Raw genomic sequence first — 18,920 nt, 5'->3', positions numbered from 1 at the left:
CCATTCTCCTGATCGTGCTGATACTGCTGCTGGTCGGCGCGCTGCCGAACTGGGGATACAGCCGTGGCTGGGGTTGGGGCCCGAGCGGCGGCCTGGGCCTGGTGGTCATCATCGTGATCATCCTGCTGCTGACCGGACGCATATAGCAGCGCATCCCACCCACCGACCGAGCCCGCCGCGCGCGGGCTTTTTCATCGCCGGTGGGTTGTCGGGATCTTTCATGCCTGGAGCTGCGCCCAGGCCTTGTCCAGCCGCTTGGCCGACACCGGCTGCGGCGTGCGCAGCTCCTGCGCGAAGAAGCTCACCCGCAGTTCCTCCAGCAGCCAGCGGAACTCCAGCATGCGCTCGTCCGTGGCGCCCTTGCGCTCGGCCACCAGGCGCCAGTAGCGCTGTTCCTGCGGCTTCAGCTCGGCCAGCTTCTGCGCATCGCGCGCCGGGTCAGCGCGCAGCTTGTCCATGCGCAGCACGATGGCCTTGAGGTAGCGGGCGAAGTGCTGCAACTGCGGCCAGGGCGTGTCGGCGACGAAGCGCCTGCCGACCAGGCGGTTCAGTTGCTCGGTGGCGTCCTTCACCGCCTCTGGCGCGTTCTTGGTGTCCTTGAGCTTGCGCGCGGCGACCGCGTACTCGGCCAGCACGGTGGCGGCGAGCCGCGCCACCTCGTTGGCGATCAGCGTCAGGCGCCCTCGCCCTTCGTCGATGCGCCGCTTGAAGGCTGCCTCGTCCGCGGGCAGCGGGTCGGCCAGGAAGGCGCGGTCCAGCGCCACGTCGATGATCTGCGCCCGCAGTTCCTCCAGCGTGCCCAGCGGCATGTAGGCCACGGCCATCTTCTGCAGATCGGGGATGTTCTTTTCGAGGTACTTGAGCGCGTCCCTGAGCTGCAGCGCCACCAGCCGGCGCAGGCCGGCGCGGTGCTTCGCGGCGGCCACCTCCGGCTCGTCGAACACCTCGATCGTCACCGCATCGCCGGCGTCGATCAGCGCCGGGAAGCCGATCAGCGACTGCGAACCGCGGCGCACCTCCATCAGTTCCGGCAGTTCGCCGAAGGCCCAGGACGTGTAGCGCTGCGTCGCGCTGGCGGCCGGCGCCGCCTTGGCCGCGGGGGCCGCCGCGGCCTGCCGGGCCGGTGCGGGTGCCGCAGGCGCATCCGCCTGCGCCTCCTTGCGCACCGACAGCCCCGCCAGCGCCTGGAAGGCGCCGCGCGCCTGCCGTCCCCATTCGCCCTTCAGCGCGCCCAGGTTGCGGCCCATGCCGAGCTGGCGGCCGTCTTCATGGACCACCCGCAGGTTCATGAACAGGTGGGCCGGCAGCATGTCGAGCTTGAAGTCGGCGCGCTTCACGTCGAGGCTGGTCGCCTCGCGCACCTGCCTGAGCAGCGCATCGGTCAGCGAACCGTTGCCGAAGACCTCCGGCGCGCCCAGCACCTCGGCCAGCCGCGCCGCCGACTCGGGCAGCGGCACGAAGCGCGAGCGCGGCTTCTGCGGCAGGCTCTTGAGCAGCGCCTGGATCTTGTCCTTGAGCATGCCGGGCACCAGCCACTCGCAGCGCTCCTCGCTGACCTGGTTGAGCACGAAGAGGGGCACCGTCACCGTGATGCCGTCCTTCGGGTCGCCCGGCGCATGCAGGTAGCCGGCCGCGCAGTCCACGCCCCCCAGCTTCACCGTCGGCGGGAAGGCCTGCGTGGTGATGCCGGCCGCCTGGTGGCGCATCAGCTCGTCCCTGGACAGGAACAGCAGGCGTGGATTCGCCTTCGACGCCTCGCGGTACCAGTGCTCGAAGGCCTGTCCTCCCGCCACGTCGGCGGGCACGTGCGCGTCGTAGAAGGCGTAGATCAGCGCGTCGTCCACCAGCACGTCCTGCCGGCGCGACTTGTGTTCCAGCCCCTCGACCTCACGGATCAGCCGGCGGTTGGCGGCCAGGAAGGGCAGGCGCGTCTCCCATTCGCCGCCCACCAGCGCTTCGCGCAGGAAGATCTCGCGCGCGCCGGCCGGGTCGGCCTTGGCGAAGTCGACGCGCCGGCCGCTGTAGACCACCAGCCCGTACAGCGTGGCGCGCTCGAAGGCGGCGACGCGCGCCTCCTTCTTCTCCCAGTGCGGGTCGAGCAGCTGCTTCTTCAGCAGGTGCGAGGCCACCTCTTCGATCCACTGCGGCTCGATGGTGGCGATGCCGCGGCCGAACAGTCGCGTGGTCTCCACCAGCTCGGCGGCGACGATCCAGCGGCCGGGCCGCTTGCGCAGGTGCGCGCCGGGGTGGCGGTGGAACTTGATGCCGCGGGCGCCCAGGTAGACGTCCTCATCCTCCATCTTCCAGCCCACGTTGCCCAGCAGGCCGGCCAGCATCGACTTGTGGAGGGCCTCGTAGCTCGCCGGGGCGGCGTTCAGCTTCCACTTGTGCTCCGTCACCACCGTGAGCAGCTGCGAATGGATGTCGCGCCACTCGCGCACGCGGCGCACGTTGACGAAGTTCTGGCGCAGCAGCTGCTCGTACTGGCGGTTGCTGAGCTTGTGCGTGGGATGCGCCTGCGTCGCGGCGGGCGCCGGCGCTGCGACGGTGCGCTGCGCGATGGGCAGCACCGCCGCGCTCGCCTTCTTCGGGCCCTGCGCCGCCGCCTGCATCTCGCGCGTGGTACGCGCCACGGGCATGCCGCCGCGCGCGTCGTTGATCCACTTCCACAGCGTCAGGTAGCCGCTGAACTCGCTCTTCTCGTCGTCGAACTTGGCATGCGCCTGGTCGGCTTGCTGCTGCGCCTCCAGCGGGCGGTCGCGCACGTCCTGCACCGACAGGGCCGCGGCGACGACCAGCACCTCCTGCAAGGCGCCGCGCTCGCGCGCCTCCAGGATCATGCGGCCCACGCGCGGGTCCAGCGGCAGCTTCGCCAGCTCGCGGCCGATGGGCGTCAGTTCGTTGGCCTCGTCCACCGCACCCAGCTCGCCCAGCAGCTGGTAGCCGTCGGCGATGGCGCGGCCCGAGGGCGGCTCCAGGAAGGGGAAGCGCGCCACGTCGCCCAGGTGCAGCGACTTCATCCGCAGGATCACGCCGGCCAGCGAGGAGCGCAGGATCTCCGGGTCGGTGAAACGCGGACGGCCGGCGAAGTCCTTCTCGTCGTACAGGCGGATGCAGATGCCGTTGGCCACCCGGCCGCAGCGGCCGGCGCGCTGGTTGGCCGCCGCCTGGCTGACCGGCTCGACCAGCAGCTGCTCCACCTTGCTGCGGAAGGCGTAGCGCTTCACCCGCGCGGTGCCGGTGTCGATCACGTAGCGGATGCCAGGCACGGTGAGCGAGGTCTCGGCCACGTTGGTCGCCAGCACGATGCGCCGGCCGGTGTGGCCGTCGAACACGCGGTCCTGCTCGGCCTGCGAGAGGCGCGCGAACAGCGGCAGCACATCGGCGCTGCGCAGCACCGGGTGGTGCGACAGGTGCTTGCGCAGGTGGTCGGCCGCCTCGCGGATCTCGCGCTCGCCGGGCAGGAAGACCAGGATGTCGCCCGCGGCGTTGCCCGCCCACAGCTCGTCCACGCCGTCGGCGATGGCGTCGTTCAGGTCGAACTCCTTCGATTCCTCGAAGGGCCTGTAGCGCATCTCGACCGGATAGGTGCGGCCCGACACATAGATCACCGGCGCCCTGCCCTTCGCAGAGGCGAAATGCTCCGCGAAGCGGTCCGCATCGATGGTGGCCGAGGTCACGATCACCTTCAGGTCCGGCCGGCGCGGCAGGATCTCCTTCAGGTAGCCCAGCAGGAAGTCGATGTTCAGCGAGCGCTCGTGCGCCTCGTCGATGATCAGCGTGTCGTAGGCCTTGAGCAGCGGGTCGGTCTGCGTCTCGGCCAGCAGGATGCCGTCGGTCATCAGCTTGACCGAGGCGTCGCGCGAGAGGCGGTCCTGGAAGCGCACCTTGTAGCCCACCACCTCGCCCAGCGGCGTGTGCAGCTCCTCGGCGATGCGCTTGGCGACCGAGCTGGCGGCGATGCGCCGCGGCTGGGTATGACCTATCAGCCGGCCCCTGCCGGGTGCCGCGTTCAGCTTGCCGCGCCCCATCGCCAGCGCGATCTTCGGCAACTGCGTGGTCTTGCCCGAGCCCGTCTCGCCGCACACGATGACGACCTGGTGCGCCGCGATGGCGGCCATGATCTCCTCGCGCTTGCCGGAGACCGGCAGCGATTCGGGAAACTCGATGCGCAAGGAAGGACGGGCGGCCGGCGCGTTCGCGGCCGTGGAGGACTCGGGCTGGGACATGAAGCCCCCGATTATCCGAAGCGTGCGTTGCCGATGCACAACGCGATGCGCCAAACACCCGCTTCGTGCTTGCATGGCATGCGCAGCCTCCCAATAATCGCGCCCTTCGCTTTTTCCGCCGACGCAACGAGCGACCTTGCGCCGGCTTCCCGTTCCAGGAGCACTTTCTTCATGTCGTACTTGTTCAACACCTTCCTCTGAACACGGTTCCCCGCCCCGGCTGACCGTGCTCGCACCACGTCAGCCCAGGCGCCGCAAAGCCCTGGCCTGCTCAGCCGGGGCTTTTTGCTTTCAGGGCCACGCCGGGCCGCCCCAAATGGTCCTGTCCCCCTCGGGGGGCGGGACGGGCACAACCCGGTCCTGGGGGCGCACATTGCAGGAACCGCACGCATGAGTGCAAAGAAGCGATCCCGCGCCTTCACCGAAGGCCGGGTCAAGGCCTTGCGCCGCATGAAGCAGCCGATGGTGCTGCACATCGAGAAGACCGCCGCGCCGCCGCGCAACCCGGTCGCACGCGCCCTGGCGGGCACGCGCGCCTCGGGCGCCGGGCGCCATGTCCGCAGCCAGGGCGCGCAGCGGCGCGCCGACCGCGTGGCGCTGCTGCGCCTGGCCGCGGCCCGGCACGACAACGACTAGAAGAAGAACATGAACGACCCTACTTCCAACGCCCTGCCCGATGCGCAGGCCCTGCGCGCCCAGCTCGCCGAGCGCAGCGCGCACCTCCAGGCCGCGGCCGCTACGCTCAAGCGGGAGCTGTTCGGCATCGACGCGGTGATCGACCGCGTGATCGAGTCCGTGCGCGCCTGGTACGTGCTGCCGCAGATCGTCACGCGGCCCGTCATCGTCTGCCTGTGGGGCCTCACCGGCACCGGCAAGACGCAGCTCGTGCGCCGGCTCGCGCAACTGCTGGGCTTCCAGGACCGCTTCGTCGAGGTGCAGATGGACGGCTTCAGCCACGGCGCCAGCGGCCGCGGCCCGGCCACGATCTCGGGCCTGCTGGCGCAAGGCGGCATGGCCGAGGGCGCGCCCGGCGTGCTGGTGCTCGACGAGTTCCAGCGCTACCGCACCGTGGACGAGCAGCGCAAGGACGCGCGCGTCGAGCGCTACCAGGACGTCTGGGCGCTGCTCTCCGACGGCCGCCTGCCGCCGCCGCTGTCGCTGCTGGGCGAGATCGAGACCGCCATCGCCGGCGCCCTGTACGACGCCGACCGTGAGGCCTCCGGGAACGACGGCGACGGCGATGCGCCCGCGCGGCGGCGCCGCTTCAGCCTCTCGACCTGGGAAGCCGAGGAGCTGCGCCGCAACCTCAAGCTCGACGCGCCGCTGACGGAGGTGATGGCCTGGACGCCCGGGCAGATGCTCGATCGCCTGCGCGCCTTCCACGAATCGCGCACGCAATGGGAGACCGACTACAGCCGGCTGCTGGTCTTCGTCTGCGGCAACCTGGACGAGATGTACGAGGAGATGGCCACCCGCGTGGAGGACTGCGACACCGACGCCGACATCTTCCACGCGCTCACGCGCGGCCTGTCGGTCATCGACGTGAAGAAGGCCCTGGCCGAGCGCTTCAAGCCGGAGCAGATCGCGCGGCTGGGCAACGACCACGTGATCTACCCCTCGCTTTCGCGCACGGCCTACGAGCAGTTGATCCGCCACACCTGCGAACGCTACGTCGAGGAGACGCGCGCCAGCGCCGGCGTGGGCTTCGTGCTGGACGCGTCCGTCCACGCGCAGCTCTACGCCGACGGCGTCTTCCCGGCGCAGGGCACGCGGCCGCTGTTCTCGTCGACCCACGCGATCCTGAGCGCCACGCTGGTCCAGGCGGCCCTGTGGGCGCTGGAGCATGGCGCCGCGCCCGGCGACGCCGTGCATCTGTCGATGGCCGGCGGCCGGCTGCGCGCACGCTTCGAGGCGCACGAGCGGCACTTCGACGCGCCGCTGGACCTCAGCCGCGCCCGCCGGCGCACCAGCGAGGACTTCCGCTGCCTGCTGGCGGTGCACGAGGCCGGCCACGGCCTGGCCTACGCGCTGCTCTTCGGCCATGCCCCGCTGGAGGTACGCATCAACGTCGCCTCCTTCGAGGGCGGCTACAACAGCTATGCGCCGCGCAAGGCCTGGTCGCGCCGCAACCTGCTGGACTCCATCTGCGTGAGCCTGGCCGGCCGCGCGGCCGAGCGCCTCGTCTTCGGCGATGCGCACGCGACCAGTGGCGCCGAGGGCGACCTGCGCAAGGCCACCGCCACGGCGGCGCGCATGGTGCGGCACCTGGGCTTCGGCCTCCGGCTGTCGCACACCGACGTGGCCGGCGGCGCGGGCGAGAACGTCAACACCTCCCTGGCGCCGACCAACGCCGCCATCGAGGCTCTGCTGCGCGAACAGCAAAGCCGCGCCGACGGCCTGATCGCCGCCCACACGGCCGAACTGCTGACGCTGGTGGACGAACTGCTGCGCTGCGGCAGCATCGCGCCCGCGCGCTTTGTCGAACTGCTGAAGCTGCGCGCCGCGGCGGCCCCGCCGCCGGGCGAGCCGATCGACGCCTATGCGATGCGCCTGGCGGCCTTCCGCGCCGCAGCCGCGCCGAGGCGGCGGGCGCCCGGCAGAAGGCCGTCGCGGTCGTCCGGCTGCGCGGAAGCCCTCTGAAGGCGCCGGGATCGCCGCCTGCTACCAGGCGACCTTCACGCCGGCTTGCGCGCCCCACGCGTGACCGCGGCTTCCGCCCAGCGCGCGGCGGTAGCTGGCCGAGCCGTACAGCGAGACGGCTTGCGTCAGCCGCGCATCCACGCCGGCCGTCAGCGCCAACGAGCGGCCGTGCACGCTGCTGTCGAAATTCACGCCGTGCAGGCCCGCCAGCGACGACACGGTGGTCGTGCTGCGACCCTGGAATTCGTTGAGCAGGTCCAGCCGCGCCCAGGCCGCCAGCTTCGGCGTGGCGTAGCCCAGCTTCAGACCGGCGCGGCCGACCAGCGAGTCCACGTCGCCGTAGTTCACGCGGCCGGCCAGGTCCGCGCCGCCGCCCAGGTCGGCCTGCTGGCGGCGCACCTGCAGTTGCGGCTCCAGCGTCCAGGCACCGCCCAGGCTGAACGGCAGCCCGCCCTCGACCGACACGTCGTAGCCCGTACCCGAACTCTTCACGCCCGGCATGCGGGTGGAGGTGGCCTTCACGCCGTAGTGGCTGCCCTGGGCGACGAAATCCACGTAGCCGCCCTGCGCGCCCAGCAGCGTCCAGTACAGGCCCAGCGAGGTGACGTCCAGTTTGGCACTGCCCGCCGCGGTGCCGTTGAAGTGCCGCACGTCGCCGCTGGTCTGACCGGTGGCGAAGTACAGGCCGGCATGGGTGCGGCTGCCGTCCTCATTGCGGCCCTGGTAGAAGTCGCCGCCGAGCTGCAGTGCGGCGGTCTTGTGGTCGTAGGCGGGGCCGCTGCGGCCGTAGACGCCCAGCGCATCGCCCTTGCGCTTGCCGTTGCTGCCGATCAGGCGAACCCACAGGCGCGCAGGCCGGCTGTCCTCGCCGGCGGCGGCATAGCCGGCCGCGCCCATGCGCTCGTGGAAGCTGTCCATCGTCGCGGCGCTGTGCAGCGCGGCCAGCGAGGGCACGGCGGCGTAGAGCGAGGTTTCCTGGCGGTAGTTGGGCAGGCTGGCCGGCGGCGTCACACCCGGTGTGACCGGACCGGTCGGCGTGCCGGGGTCCACTGGCGGAACGGTGATGAGATCAGAACTGAGATACCAGCTCTGGTTGGCGCGGCGCACCAGCGAATAGTCGTACGCGCCGGCGCTCACCGGGCCGGCCAGCGAGAAGGCGCCGGTGCCGGTGGTGGCGCCGTTCTGCGCATCGACCACCAGGATGCCGTTGCCGGTCGTTCGCGCGCCGGTCCCGCCGGTGTTGGTGATGCCCAGACGCGTGCTGCCGGTGGCGCTGCCGCCGTCGATCACCAGCCGGTCGCTGGGCGAACCGTCGTCGCCCAGCCAGGTGTTGAGATTGATCTGCCCGCCCTGGCCGACGTAGTTGCCGACGGTGACGGTCTTGTAGGTCCCTCCCACCGGCACGGTGTAGGTGACGGTGCCACTGTTGCTCAGGGAGGTGAGCACGGAGTCGCCGGTATTGGTCCACAGGCCGGCGTTGCTCAGGTCGATCTGCCCGCCTGCCGCCTGCACCGTGCCGTGGATCAGGCCCGTGTTGGTGGCGCCAAGGGTACCGGCCGTCGCACGGATGGCCTCCGGCGCACGCAAGGTACCGCTGTTGCTCAGACTCAAGCTGCCGGGCGTCTGCGACAGCACGGCGGTCGAGCCGGCCAGCAGGCTGCCGCTGTTGGTCACGCTGCCGCCCAGTGCCCCGGTCCCCGAGAGAGACAGCGCCACGACCGCGCTCTCGGCCACGATGCCGCTGTTGGTCACGTCGAAGCCGCCGTCGCTGACGGCGGAGATGCCGGCAAGCTGCGCATCGATGCGGCCGCCGTTGTTCACGGACAGCGTGGCGCCGGCAGACAGGACACTTCCGTTCAGGCCGTAGCCCACCGGCGCCGCCGCATGGCCGATGGTTCCCGAATTGAGCAGCGCGACGTTGCCGCTTCCCGTGGCGATGCCCTGCATGCCGATGCTCAGCGGCCCGCCCTGGCTGGAGATGCTGCCCTGGTTATCCAGCATGAGGGTGCCGGTGGCGCCATCGTGCGACACCACGATGCCGGCGCCGCCCGCGCCAGCACCGGTCTTGACGATGCTGCCGCTGCTGACGATCCGCACGTCGCCGCCCAGGTCCACGCCCGAGATGCCGGATCCGGTACTGGTGCCAAAGGCGATGCTGCCGCTGCTGACCACGTCGGCGCCGCCGGGAGCGGAGGCGATGAAGATGCCCGTGCTGCCCTGCAGCCCTGCCACGAGGTCGCCCGCGGAGGCGAAGCTCACCTTGCCGTCCTTGCTGGAGAGATAGACGGGATGGGCGTCCTTGCCCTGCGTCTCGACGCGGGCGCCGGCCGCCACGTTCCACGCGTTCAGGTTGCCAGCGGGCGCCTGCAGATCGAGGCCGTGGGCGCCATCGCCGTGCGTCAGGATGCTGCTGCCCGTCGGCACCACGACCGCGTTGGCCGTGTTGTAGACCGAGCGGATGCCGCTGCTGCCGGTGCCCTGTGTCTCGATCGCCAGCGGGCCATTGAGCGTCAGCGTGGTGCCTTGTGCGGCCGTGTTGGTGATGGCCATCCCGGCACTGTTGTCCGTGGCCGTGCGGATCTGCGTCTGGGCCAGCTCCAGATTGCCGGTGCCCGAAAGCGTCACGCCCGCACTCCCTGCGCCGGTGGTCTCGATGGTCAGAGGGCCGGTGACGCGGACCGTGCCCAGGGTCTGCCCGATGCCTGCGGAGCCGGCGCCCTCCGTGCGCAAGGCGCCGCCCTGCACGGTGATGGCGCCCCCGTTGTTGGCGTTCCGTATCGCCTCGGAGCCGTTCCCCTGAGTCAATACATCGACCTGCGCCAGCTCGATCTGGCCGCCGTTCCATACGGCGATGCCTTGTGCGTTGCTGCCCTCTGTCGTGATCTGTACCAGGCCCTGGGCGCGGACCAGCCCGGCGCTTCCCCCGCTCGCAAGCACACCGACCGCGCCCGGTCCCTTCGTGTCGATCTCAGCCGTATTGAGTTGGATGAGGCCGCCTTCCGCCGATATCCCTCTGTTGTTGGCGCCGCCCGGCCACAGCGTGTTGGTCGTGTGGACCGTGGTATGGCCAAGCACCTCGATCACGCCGCCGCCCGTGACGATCAGGCCTCGCGTCGCGGTGTTCGCATTGGGATTCCCGCCACCATTGATGGTCACGTCAAGGTTGCCCTCGACGCGAATCAGCGAGTCGGCACCACGTGCATACACCCCATGCGCCGTGCTGTACGCATTGGTTTCCACGCTGTACGTATTGCCGGCACCGTTCAGAAGCACCTGGCCTCCGTTGTCCGCCGCCACTCCCCAGCGTTGGGAGACGTTGCTATTGAAGAGCTGGCTCGTCAGGGCCAGATTCTGGTTGGCTGTCCATGTCGTGCCGGCACCCGCTGCAATCATGATGACCTGGCCCCCGGGCACAGTCACCGCTCCGAGCGAAGGATCCACCGTGCAATTGCTACCGGCGGTCGCTGCCATGGGTGTGGTCGTCTGCCCCGCACCGCCGCCCGTGCACGCCGCCCATGCCGGGCTGCCCGCCAGCAGGCCGGCGACCAGCAGCGACGCCCCCCGAGCGACGTTCTTCACTCTGCCGGACGTCTTCTCGGAAGCAGCGACGAAAGTCATCCTCCGCTCGTTCCATACGCTGTTGTGCGTCTTGTTCATCTCTGGAACCCTTTGATACAAACGAGAGCTAATGTATCTACTGCCGTCAAAAAGGCGAGGAACTGTTTCACCAAATCTGATAAACCCTCTCGCCGTCTGCTCATCGCCGTTTGCACCACGCAACGGCAGGTAGGCGCCCGGGACGCGGGCCCGGGAACGCCGAAAGCGCTCTTCATGGAGAATCCGCCCTCCGAACCCGCCGCCCCCATGTCCACCGTCTTCAACTTCACCTTCGTCCCCTGGTTCCGCTCGGTGGCGCCCTACATCCACACGCACCGGGGCAAGACCTTCGTGGTGGCGGTGGCGGGCGAGGCGATCGCGGCCGGCAAGCTGCAGAGCCTGGCGCAGGACCTGGCGCTGATCCAGTCGATGGGCGTGAAGATCGTGCTGGTGCACGGCTTCCGGCCGCAGGTGAACGAGCAGCTGCGCGCCAAGGGCCATGCGGCGAAGTACTCGCACGGCATCCGCATCACGGACGAGGTGGCGCTGGACTGCGCGCAGGAAGCCGCCGGCCAGTTGCGCTACGAGATCGAGGCCGCCTTCAGCCAGGGCCTGCCCAACACGCCGATGGCCGGCTCCACGGTGCGCATGATCTCGGGCAACTTCATCACCGCCCGGCCGGTCGGGGTGATGGACGGGGTGGACTTCCAGCATTCAGGCCTGGTGCGCAAGGTGGACGTGGTGGGCATCCGCCGCGCGCTGGACTTCGGCGCCATGGTGCTGATCTCGCCCTTCGGCTTCTCGCCCACCGGCGAGGCCTTCAACCTCACGATGGAAGAGGTGGCCACCAGCGTGGCCATCGCCGTGCAGGCCGACAAGCTGATCTTCCTGACGGAGATCCCCGGCATCGCCCTGGACGCCGGCCGCCCGGTGAGCGAGGACAACCCGATCGACACCGAGCTGCCGCTGGACGCCGCGAAGAAGCTGCTGGCCGGGCTCTCGTCGCCGCAGCGGCCCACCGACACCGCGTTCTACCTGCAGCACTGCGTCAAGGCCTGCGAGGGCGGCGTGGAGCGCAGCCACATCCTGCCCTTCGCGGTCGATGGCTCGCTGCTGCTGGAGATCTACGTGCACGACGGCATCGGCACGATGGTGATCGACGAGAAGCTCGAATCCGTGCGCGAGGCCTCGGTGGACGACATCGGCGGCATCCTGCAGCTGATCGAGCCCTTCGAGCGCGACGGCACGCTGGTCAAGAGGAGCCGCACCGAGATCGAGCGCGACATCCACCAGTACACCGTGGTGGAGCACGACGGCGTGATCTTCGGCTGCGCCGCGCTGTACCCCTACCCCGAGGCGAAGACGGCCGAGATGGCGGCGCTGACTGTCTCGCCCCACTCGCAGGGCCAGGGCGACGGCGAGAAGCTGCTCAAGCGCATCGAGCACCGGGCCCGCGCCATGGGCCTGGACAGCATCTTCGTGCTGACCACGCGCACCATGCACTGGTTCATCAAGCGCGGCTTCCAGCAGGTCAACCCCGAGTGGCTGCCCGAGGCCCGCAAGAGCCGCTACAACTGGGACCGGCGCAGCCAGGTGCTGGTCAAGAAGCTGCACTGACCGAGGCGCCGCCGCGGCGCGGCCGGAGACCCTGCCATGACCCTTGCCACTGCCCTGCTCTTCTGCATCGTCGCCCTGGCCGCCATCGCCACGCCGGGGCCGACGATGCTGCTGGCGCTGTCCAACGGCTCGCGCGTCGGCGTGCGGCGCGCGCTGCCGGGCATGGCCGGCGCGATGCTGTCGGACTTCGTGCTGGTCGGGGCGGTGGCGCTGGGGCTGGGCGCGCTGCTGGCGGCCTCGGAGTTCTGGTTCGGCGTGCTCAAGTGGGTGGGCGCCGCCTACCTGGCCTGGATCGGCCTGCGCATGCTGCGCTCGGCCGGCGGCATCGACGTGGCGGCGCTGCCGGCGGCGCAGCACGGCACGCCGGTGCAGATCTTCGGCAAGTCCTTCCTGGTGGCCGTGACCAACCCCAAGGGCTACCTGTTCTGCTCGGCGCTGCTGCCGCAGTTCATCGACCCGGCCGCGGCGCAGGCGCCGCAGTACCTGGTGCTGGCCTTCCTCTTCGCCGGGCTCGACCTGGCGATGATGCTGGTCTACGCCTTCGTCGGCGCGCGGGCGGTGCGGCTGCTCAGGGGCCGCGCCATGCGCTGGCTCGACCGCACCTGCGGCGCGCTGCTGCTGGCGCTGGCCGGCTCGCTGGCCTTCTACAGGCGCGGCGGCACGACCGCCTGAGCGCCTCGGCCGACTGGCCGATTCCCCGCGGCCGGCCGGCTCCGCACAATCGCGGCTTCCATCACCGCCTGCGATCGAAGGAGCGTGCCATGTGGCCCTGGATGTGGTTCTTCTTCTACGCCCCCACTTACCGCTGGCCGGCCGGCGGCGACTGGACGCAGACCGTGCAGACCGACACCGCCACCACCTTGGCCTCCGGCAACCCCGCGCTGGAGCGGCTGATCGACGCGCACGTCGCCAGCTACGGCCGCCAGATCGGCTGGCTCAGCGAGGTGCTGCTGGGCCAGCAACCCGATGCCAGCGCGCAAGAGCGTGAGCGCGGCGCCGACGCGCTGCGCAAGCTGCGCCAGACCGGGCGGACGATCGAGGCGCTGAAGGCGCAGGCCGAGGCGCTGGCGTCAGCCCCGGCACCGAAGGCGGCCCGCCGCATCAGCCGCTGACGCGGCGCTCGGCCGCCGGCCTGGATGGGCCTGCAACACGGCGCCACACCCCGGGCGCTCACGGATAATCCGGTCCCATGAATCCCCTGCTCGCCAAGCTGCAGCCCTACCCCTTCGAACGGCTTCGGCAGCTCTTCGCCGGCGTCCAGCCCGATCCGGCCCACACGCCCATCAGCCTGGGCATCGGCGAGCCGCGCCACCCCACCCCGCCCTTCATCAAGGACGCCCTGGTCGAGGGCCTGGGCGCGCTGGCCATCTACCCCGCCACCGCCGGCGACCTGAAGCTGCGCCAGGCCTTCACAGGCTGGCTGAAGCGCCGCTACGCGCTGGAGGTGGACCCGGCCACGCAGGTGCTGCCTGTCAACGGCTCGCGCGAGGCGCTGTTCGCCCTGGCGCAGACGGTGGTGGACGCCACGCGATCCCCGTCGCCGGTGGTCATCTCGCCCAATCCCTTCTATCAGATCTACGAAGGCGCGGCCCTGCTGGCGGGCGCCGACACCTGGTACGCGCCCAGCGATCCGGCGCGCAACTTCGCGGTCGACTGGGACAGCGTGCCGGCCGAGGTGTGGGCGCGCACGCAACTGGTCTACGTCTGCTCGCCCGGCAACCCCACCGGCGCCGTGATGCCGCTCGCCGAATGGGAGAAGCTGTTCGCGCTGAGCGACCGCCATGGCTTCGTCATCGCCTCCGACGAGTGCTACAGCGAGATCTACTTCCGCGACGAACCGCCGCTGGGCGGCCTGGAGGCAGCCGCGAAGCTGGGCCGCGGCGACTTCCGCAACCTGATCGCGCTCACCTCGCTGTCCAAGCGCAGCAACGTGCCGGGCCTGCGCAGCGGCTTCGTGGCGGGCGACGCGGCCATCGTCAGGCAGTTCCTGCTCTACCGCACGTACCACGGCAGCGCCATGAGCGGCGCGGTGGCGGCGGCCAGCATCGCAGCCTGGGGCGACGAATCGCACGTGGTCGACAACCGCATGCAGTACCGCACCAAGTTCGCGGTCGTCACGCCGATGCTGGAAGCGGTGCTGGACGTGCGCCTGCCCGACGCCAGCTTCTACCTGTGGGCGGGCATCCCGCCGGGCTGGAACGGCGACGATGCCGCCTTCGCCCGCGCCCTGTACGCTCAATACAATGTGACGGTGCTGCCCGGCAGCTACCTCGCACGCGAGTCGCAGGGCGCCAATCCCGGCCGGGGCCGCATCCGCATGGCCCTCGTGGCCGACACGCCCGAATGCACCGAGGCCGCGCGCCGCATCGTCGACTTCACGCGCCGCCACCCGGGCGCCTGATCCCTCCACCCTTTCCGATCCGATCGACCCTTCCATGAGCCAGCAACTGCAACAGATCATCGACGCCGCGTGGGAAGACCGCGCCAACCTCTCGCCCACCCAGGCGCCCAAGGAGGTGGCCGACGCCGTCGAGCACGTCATCGCCGAGCTGAACAACGGCCACCTGCGCGTCGCCACGCGCGAAGGCGTCGGCCGGTGGACGGTGCACCAGTGGGTCAAGAAGGCGGTGCTGCTGTCCTTCCGCCTGAAGGACAACGAGCAGATCCAGGCCGGCTCGCTGGGCTTCTACGACAAGGTGCCGACCAAGTTCTCCCACCTGTCGGCCAACGAGCTGCGCGACTCCGGCGTGCGCATCGTGCCGCCGGCGGTGGCGCGCCGCGGCAGCTTCGTCGCCAAGGGCGCGATCCTGATGCCCAGCTACGTGAACATCGGCGCCTACGTGGGCGAAGGCACCATGGTCGACACCTGGGCCACCGTCGGTTCCTGCGCGCAGGTCGGCGCCAACGTGCACCTGTCGGGCGGCGTGGGCCTGGGCGGCGTGCTGGAGCCGCTGCAGGCCAACCCGACCATCATCGAGGACAACTGCTTCATCGGCGCCCGCTCCGAGGTGGTCGAGGGCGTGATCGTGGAAGAGAACTCGGTGCTCGGCATGGGCGTGTACATCGGCCAGAGCACGCCGATCTTCAACCGCGACACCGGCGAGATCAGCTACGGCCGCGTGCCGGCCGGCAGCGTGGTCATCAGCGGCAACCTGCCCAAGAAGACCAAGGCGGGGCAGGACTATTCCACCTACGCCGCCATCATCGTCAAGACGGTCGACGCGCAGACGCGCTCCAAGACCAGCCTGAACGACCTGCTGCGAGACTGACCCTGCCGCGAGGCCGCCCCCGGGCGGCCTCGCCGCTTGCAACGATCACAACACCTGGAGGGCTCGATGGGAACGATGGACCGCATTCTTCGTCTGATGGCCGAACGCAAGGCCTCCGACGTGTACCTCACGGCCAATGCGCCGGCGCAGATCCGCATCAACGGACAGTGCCTGCCCATCAACCCGCAGGTGCTGCCGCCCGAGGCGCCGCTGGAGCTGCTGCGCGAGATCGTCACGCCCGAGCGCATCGCGGAGCTGGAGCGCACCGGCGAGCTGAACACCGCCGTCGCGCGCGAGGGCGTCGGCAACTTCCGCATCAGCGCCATGCGCCAGCGCGGGAGCTGCGCGGTGGTGATCCGCTACATCGCCAACCTCATCCCTGCCTTCGAGGACCTGAACCTGCCCGAGGTGCTCAAGCAGCTCGTCATGGAAAAGCGCGGCCTGATCCTGATGGTCGGCGCGACCGGCGCGGGCAAGACCACCACGCTGGCCTCGATGCTGGACTACCGCAACGAGCACGCCTCCGGCCACATCCTGACGGTGGAAGAACCGATCGAGTTCACCTACGTCAACAAGAAGTCGATCATCAACCAGCGCGACGTCGGCACCGACACGCAGTCGCTGTCGATCGCGCTGAAGAACGCGCTGCGCCAGGCGCCGGACGTGATCCAGATCGGCGAGATCCGCGACCGCGAGACCATGACGGCCGCCATCGCCTACGCCCAGTCCGGGCACCTGTGCCTGGCCACGCTGCACGCCAACAACGCCTACCGGGCGCTCAACCGCATCCTGTCCTTCTATCCGGTGGAAGTGCGCCCCACCCTGCTGGGCGACCTGGCCGGCGCGCTGCGCGCCATCGTGGCGCAGCGCCTGCTGCGCACGCCGCGCGGCTCGCGCCTGCCGGCGGTGGAGGTCATGCTCAACACCGCGCTGGTGGCCGAGATGATCGAGAAGGGCGACTTCTCGGGCGTCAAGGAGGCGATGAACAACTCCATGGCCGAAGGCTCGCAGACCTTCGAGGAGGCCATCGCCAAGCTCATCCTCGACGGCCGCATCGAGCGCGAGGAAGGCATGGCCCATGCCGACTCGCCCACCAACCTGATGTGGCGCCTGCAGAACCACAACGCCACCCAGCCGAAGCCCGAGGCCGAGCGCAAGCTGCTCGACCAGGTCGAGGCGCCCACCTTCACGGAGATCACCCTGGACGTGCACCACCAGGGCTGACCACCGCGCCTTCCTCGATGACCCGAACGCTCCACCTCGCCGAACAACTCATCGCCACGCCGTCCGTCACGCCGGAGGACGGCGGCTGCCAGCAGCTCATCGGCGAGCGCCTGGCGCGGCTGGGCTTCGCGCTGGAGCGCATCGAGAGCGGGCCGGCGGACTTCCGCGTGACCAACCTCTGGGCCGTCCGGCGGCCCGGGCCGGCCGCCGCCGCACCGGCGCCGGGCGCCGCCATCCCGGCCACGCCGATCCCGCCGGTCGATGCGCCGGTGCTGGTCTTCGCCGGCCACACCGACGTCGTGCCCACCGGCCCGCTCGAGCAGTGGACCAGCCCGCCCTTCACGCCCACCCACCGCGGCGGGCTGCTCTACGGCCGCGGCGCCTGCGACATGAAGAGCTCGCTGGCCGCCTTCGTCGTCGCCATCGAGGAATTCCTCGCCGCCGAGCCCGCGCCGCGCATCGCGCTGGCGCTGCTGCTCACCAGCGACGAGGAAGGCCCGGGCGTGGACGGCACCGTGGTCGTCTGCCGCGAACTGGCCGCCCGCGGCCAGCGGCTGGACTGGTGCATCGTGGGCGAGCCCACCTCGGTGCAGCGCTGCGGCGACATGATCAAGAACGGCCGCCGCGGCACCATGAGCGGCCGCCTCACCGTCCGGGGCGTGCAGGGCCACATCGCCTATCCGCACCTGGCGAAGAACCCGGTGCATGCGCTGGCCCCGGCGCTGGCCGAGCTGGTCGCCATCAATGCCGAAGGCGGCTGGGATGCGGGCAACGCCTTCTTCCAGCCGACGAGCTGGCAGGTGAGCAACATCCACGCCGGCACCGGCGCGAGCAACGTCATCCCCGGCACGGCGGTGGTTCATTTCAACTTCCGCTTCTCCACCGAGTCCACGCCCGAGTCGCTGCAATCGCGCGTGCACGGCGTGCTGGACCGGCACGGCCTGGACTACGAGCTGGCCTGGACGGTCGGCGGCCTGCCCTTCCTCACGCAGCCCGGCGCACTGGTGGCGGCGGTGCAGGGCGCGATCCGCGAAGAGACCGGCATCGAGACCGAGCTGTCCACCAGCGGCGGCACCAGCGACGCGCGCTTCATCGCCAAAGTCTGTCCGCAGGTGATCGAGCTGGGGCCGGTCAACGCCAGCATCCACCAGATCGACGAGCACGTCGCGCCCGGCGACATCGAGACGCTGAAGAACATCTACCGCCGCGCGATCACGACGCTGAACGCGGCCGCCGCGTGATGGCGACCGTGCTGGAGCTCGTGCACGCGGCCGAGCGGCAGCTCGCCGAGGCCGGCGTCGCCTTCGGACACGGCACCGCCAACGCCTTCGACGAGGCCGCCTGGCTGGTGCTGTGGCGGCTGCGCCTGCCGCTCGACGACCTCGACGGCGTGGCCGCGCGCGAGGTCTCGCCCGGCAGCGCCGCGCAGGTGCAGGCCCTAGTCGATGAACGCATCGCCAGCCGCAAGCCGGCCGCCTACCTGACGAAGGAAGCCTGGCTGCAGGGCGTGTCCTTCTACGTGGACGAGCGCGCCATCGTGCCGCGCAGCTTCATCGCCGAACTGATCGCCGACGGCGGCATCGATCCGTGGCTGAGCGAGCCGAGCGCCGCGCCGGGCCGCCCCAAGCAAGCGAGCGCCCCCTCGGGGGGCAGCGAAGCACACGAAGTGGCGAGCGTGGGGGCACCATCCCTGCGCGTGCTCGACCTGTGCACCGGCAACGGGAGTCTGGCGGTGCTGGCGGCGATGGCCTGGCCGGAGATCGCCGTCGATGCGGCCGACCTCTCGCGCGAGGCGCTGGAGGTGGCGGCCATCAACGTCGCGCGGCACGGCCTGGACGGCCGCATCCGCCTGGTCGAATCCGATGGCCTCGCGGCCCTGCCCGGCCCCTATGACCTGATCCTGTGCAACCCGCCATACGTCAATGCGCAGAGCATGGCCGCGCTGCCGCCCGAGTACCGGGCCGAGCCCGCACTGGCCCTGGCCGGCGGCGCGGACGGCATGGACTTCGTCCGCCGCCTGCTGGCTGATGCGCCCGCGCGCATGAGCGGCGAAGCCGTGCTGGTGCTGGAGATCGGCCACGAGCGCGAGCACTTCGAGGCCGCCTTTCCGCGCCTGGAGGCCGTGTGGCTGGAGACCAGCGCCGGCGCCGACCAGGTACTGCTGCTCACCCGGGACGCCCTCGCGGCGGCATCGCCATGACGTCGGCCGCCTTCGACCTGCCGGGGCCTGTTGACGCGGCGGAAGGGGGTCGCGTTGCTTCGCAAAGGGGCTGGATGCAAGGCGCCCGTGCGCAGCAAGGCTTTCGCCTTGCAAGCGCGGGCAACGCCGCAGACGGCCCCTTTG

14 protein-coding genes are annotated in these 18,920 nt (G+C 70.5%); 11 read left to right on the top strand and 3 right to left on the bottom strand.

Translation table 11 applies throughout. The features are described from left to right. The first annotated feature begins 2 nt into the window (after positions 1 to 2). Positions 3 to 146, top strand: coding sequence for a DUF3309 family protein (locus tag ACIY1X_RS14330; RefSeq protein WP_399681522.1), 144 nt, complete (start codon positions 3 to 5; stop codon positions 144 to 146). 72 nt (positions 147 to 218) lie between these two features. On the opposite strand, the gene hrpA is transcribed toward ACIY1X_RS14330, so the two are convergent. Then, complete coding sequence (gene hrpA, locus ACIY1X_RS14325; RefSeq protein WP_399681519.1) at positions 219 to 4,229, bottom strand: ATP-dependent RNA helicase HrpA; 4,011 nt, start codon at positions 4,227 to 4,229, stop codon at positions 219 to 221. An 11-nt stretch (positions 4,230 to 4,240) separates the two neighbouring features. Continuing rightward, positions 4,241 to 4,402 (bottom strand): hypothetical protein, encoded by a 162-nt coding sequence (locus tag ACIY1X_RS14320; RefSeq protein WP_399681517.1) that lies wholly within the window; start codon positions 4,400 to 4,402, stop codon positions 4,241 to 4,243. A 217-nt stretch (positions 4,403 to 4,619) separates the two neighbouring features. On the opposite strand from ACIY1X_RS14320, the gene ACIY1X_RS14315 reads away from it, so the two are divergent. After that, positions 4,620 to 4,865 (top strand): hypothetical protein, encoded by a 246-nt coding sequence (locus ACIY1X_RS14315; protein ID WP_038217054.1) that lies wholly within the window; start codon positions 4,620 to 4,622, stop codon positions 4,863 to 4,865. Positions 4,866 to 4,874: 9 nt separating this feature from the next. Further along, on the top strand, positions 4,875 to 6,869 hold the full coding sequence (locus ACIY1X_RS14310) for an AAA family ATPase (RefSeq protein ID WP_399681515.1): 1,995 nt from the start codon (positions 4,875 to 4,877) through the stop codon (positions 6,867 to 6,869). A 21-nt stretch (positions 6,870 to 6,890) separates the two neighbouring features. On the opposite strand, the gene ACIY1X_RS14305 is transcribed toward ACIY1X_RS14310, so the two are convergent. Beyond that, positions 6,891 to 10,526: an autotransporter outer membrane beta-barrel domain-containing protein gene (locus ACIY1X_RS14305; protein WP_399681513.1), complete on the bottom strand. Its 3,636-nt coding sequence runs from the start codon at positions 10,524 to 10,526 to the stop codon at positions 6,891 to 6,893. Positions 10,527 to 10,733: 207 nt separating this feature from the next. Here ACIY1X_RS14305 and argA point away from each other — a divergent pair, with 207 nt between their 5' ends. The 8 genes from argA (at position 10,734) to ACIY1X_RS14265 (ending at position 18,776) form a co-directional block, all read left to right on the top strand. Then, positions 10,734 to 12,083, top strand: coding sequence for an amino-acid N-acetyltransferase (gene argA, locus ACIY1X_RS14300; RefSeq protein WP_399681510.1), 1,350 nt, complete (start codon positions 10,734 to 10,736; stop codon positions 12,081 to 12,083). A gap of 36 nt (positions 12,084 to 12,119) precedes the next feature. Beyond that, a complete protein-coding gene (locus tag ACIY1X_RS14295) occupies positions 12,120 to 12,755 on the top strand; it encodes a LysE family translocator (RefSeq protein WP_399681508.1) in 636 nt (211 codons plus the stop codon). Positions 12,756 to 12,844: 89 nt separating this feature from the next. Beyond that, complete coding sequence (locus ACIY1X_RS14290) at positions 12,845 to 13,195, top strand: hypothetical protein (RefSeq protein WP_399681505.1); 351 nt, start codon at positions 12,845 to 12,847, stop codon at positions 13,193 to 13,195. Between the two features lie 77 nt (positions 13,196 to 13,272). Then, on the top strand, positions 13,273 to 14,484 hold the full coding sequence (dapC, locus tag ACIY1X_RS14285) for a succinyldiaminopimelate transaminase (RefSeq protein WP_399681502.1): 1,212 nt from the start codon (positions 13,273 to 13,275) through the stop codon (positions 14,482 to 14,484). Between the two features lie 34 nt (positions 14,485 to 14,518). Further along, positions 14,519 to 15,352, top strand: coding sequence for a 2,3,4,5-tetrahydropyridine-2,6-dicarboxylate N-succinyltransferase (gene dapD, locus ACIY1X_RS14280; RefSeq protein WP_399681499.1), 834 nt, complete (start codon positions 14,519 to 14,521; stop codon positions 15,350 to 15,352). Between the two features lie 66 nt (positions 15,353 to 15,418). Further along, positions 15,419 to 16,576 carry a PilT/PilU family type 4a pilus ATPase gene (locus ACIY1X_RS14275; protein WP_399681497.1) on the top strand — a complete coding sequence of 386 codons (1,158 nt, stop codon included), beginning with the start codon at positions 15,419 to 15,421 and terminating at the stop codon, positions 16,574 to 16,576. 17 nt (positions 16,577 to 16,593) lie between these two features. Next, entirely contained in the window at positions 16,594 to 17,817 is a 1,224-nt protein-coding gene (gene dapE / locus ACIY1X_RS14270; RefSeq protein ID WP_399681495.1) for a succinyl-diaminopimelate desuccinylase, read from the top strand. Next, positions 17,817 to 18,776 carry a HemK family protein methyltransferase gene (locus tag ACIY1X_RS14265; RefSeq protein ID WP_399681492.1) on the top strand — a complete coding sequence of 320 codons (960 nt, stop codon included), beginning with the start codon at positions 17,817 to 17,819 and terminating at the stop codon, positions 18,774 to 18,776. The genes dapE and ACIY1X_RS14265 overlap by 1 nt, the downstream gene beginning before the upstream one ends. Positions 18,777 to 18,920 lie beyond the last annotated feature (144 nt).

Source organism: Xenophilus sp. (assembly GCF_044462705.1).
Lineage (GTDB): Bacteria > Pseudomonadota > Gammaproteobacteria > Burkholderiales > Burkholderiaceae_C > Xenophilus > Xenophilus azovorans.
The sequence above is the reverse complement of the archived record's forward strand: the minus strand, read 5'-3'. Positions and strand labels throughout refer to the sequence as shown.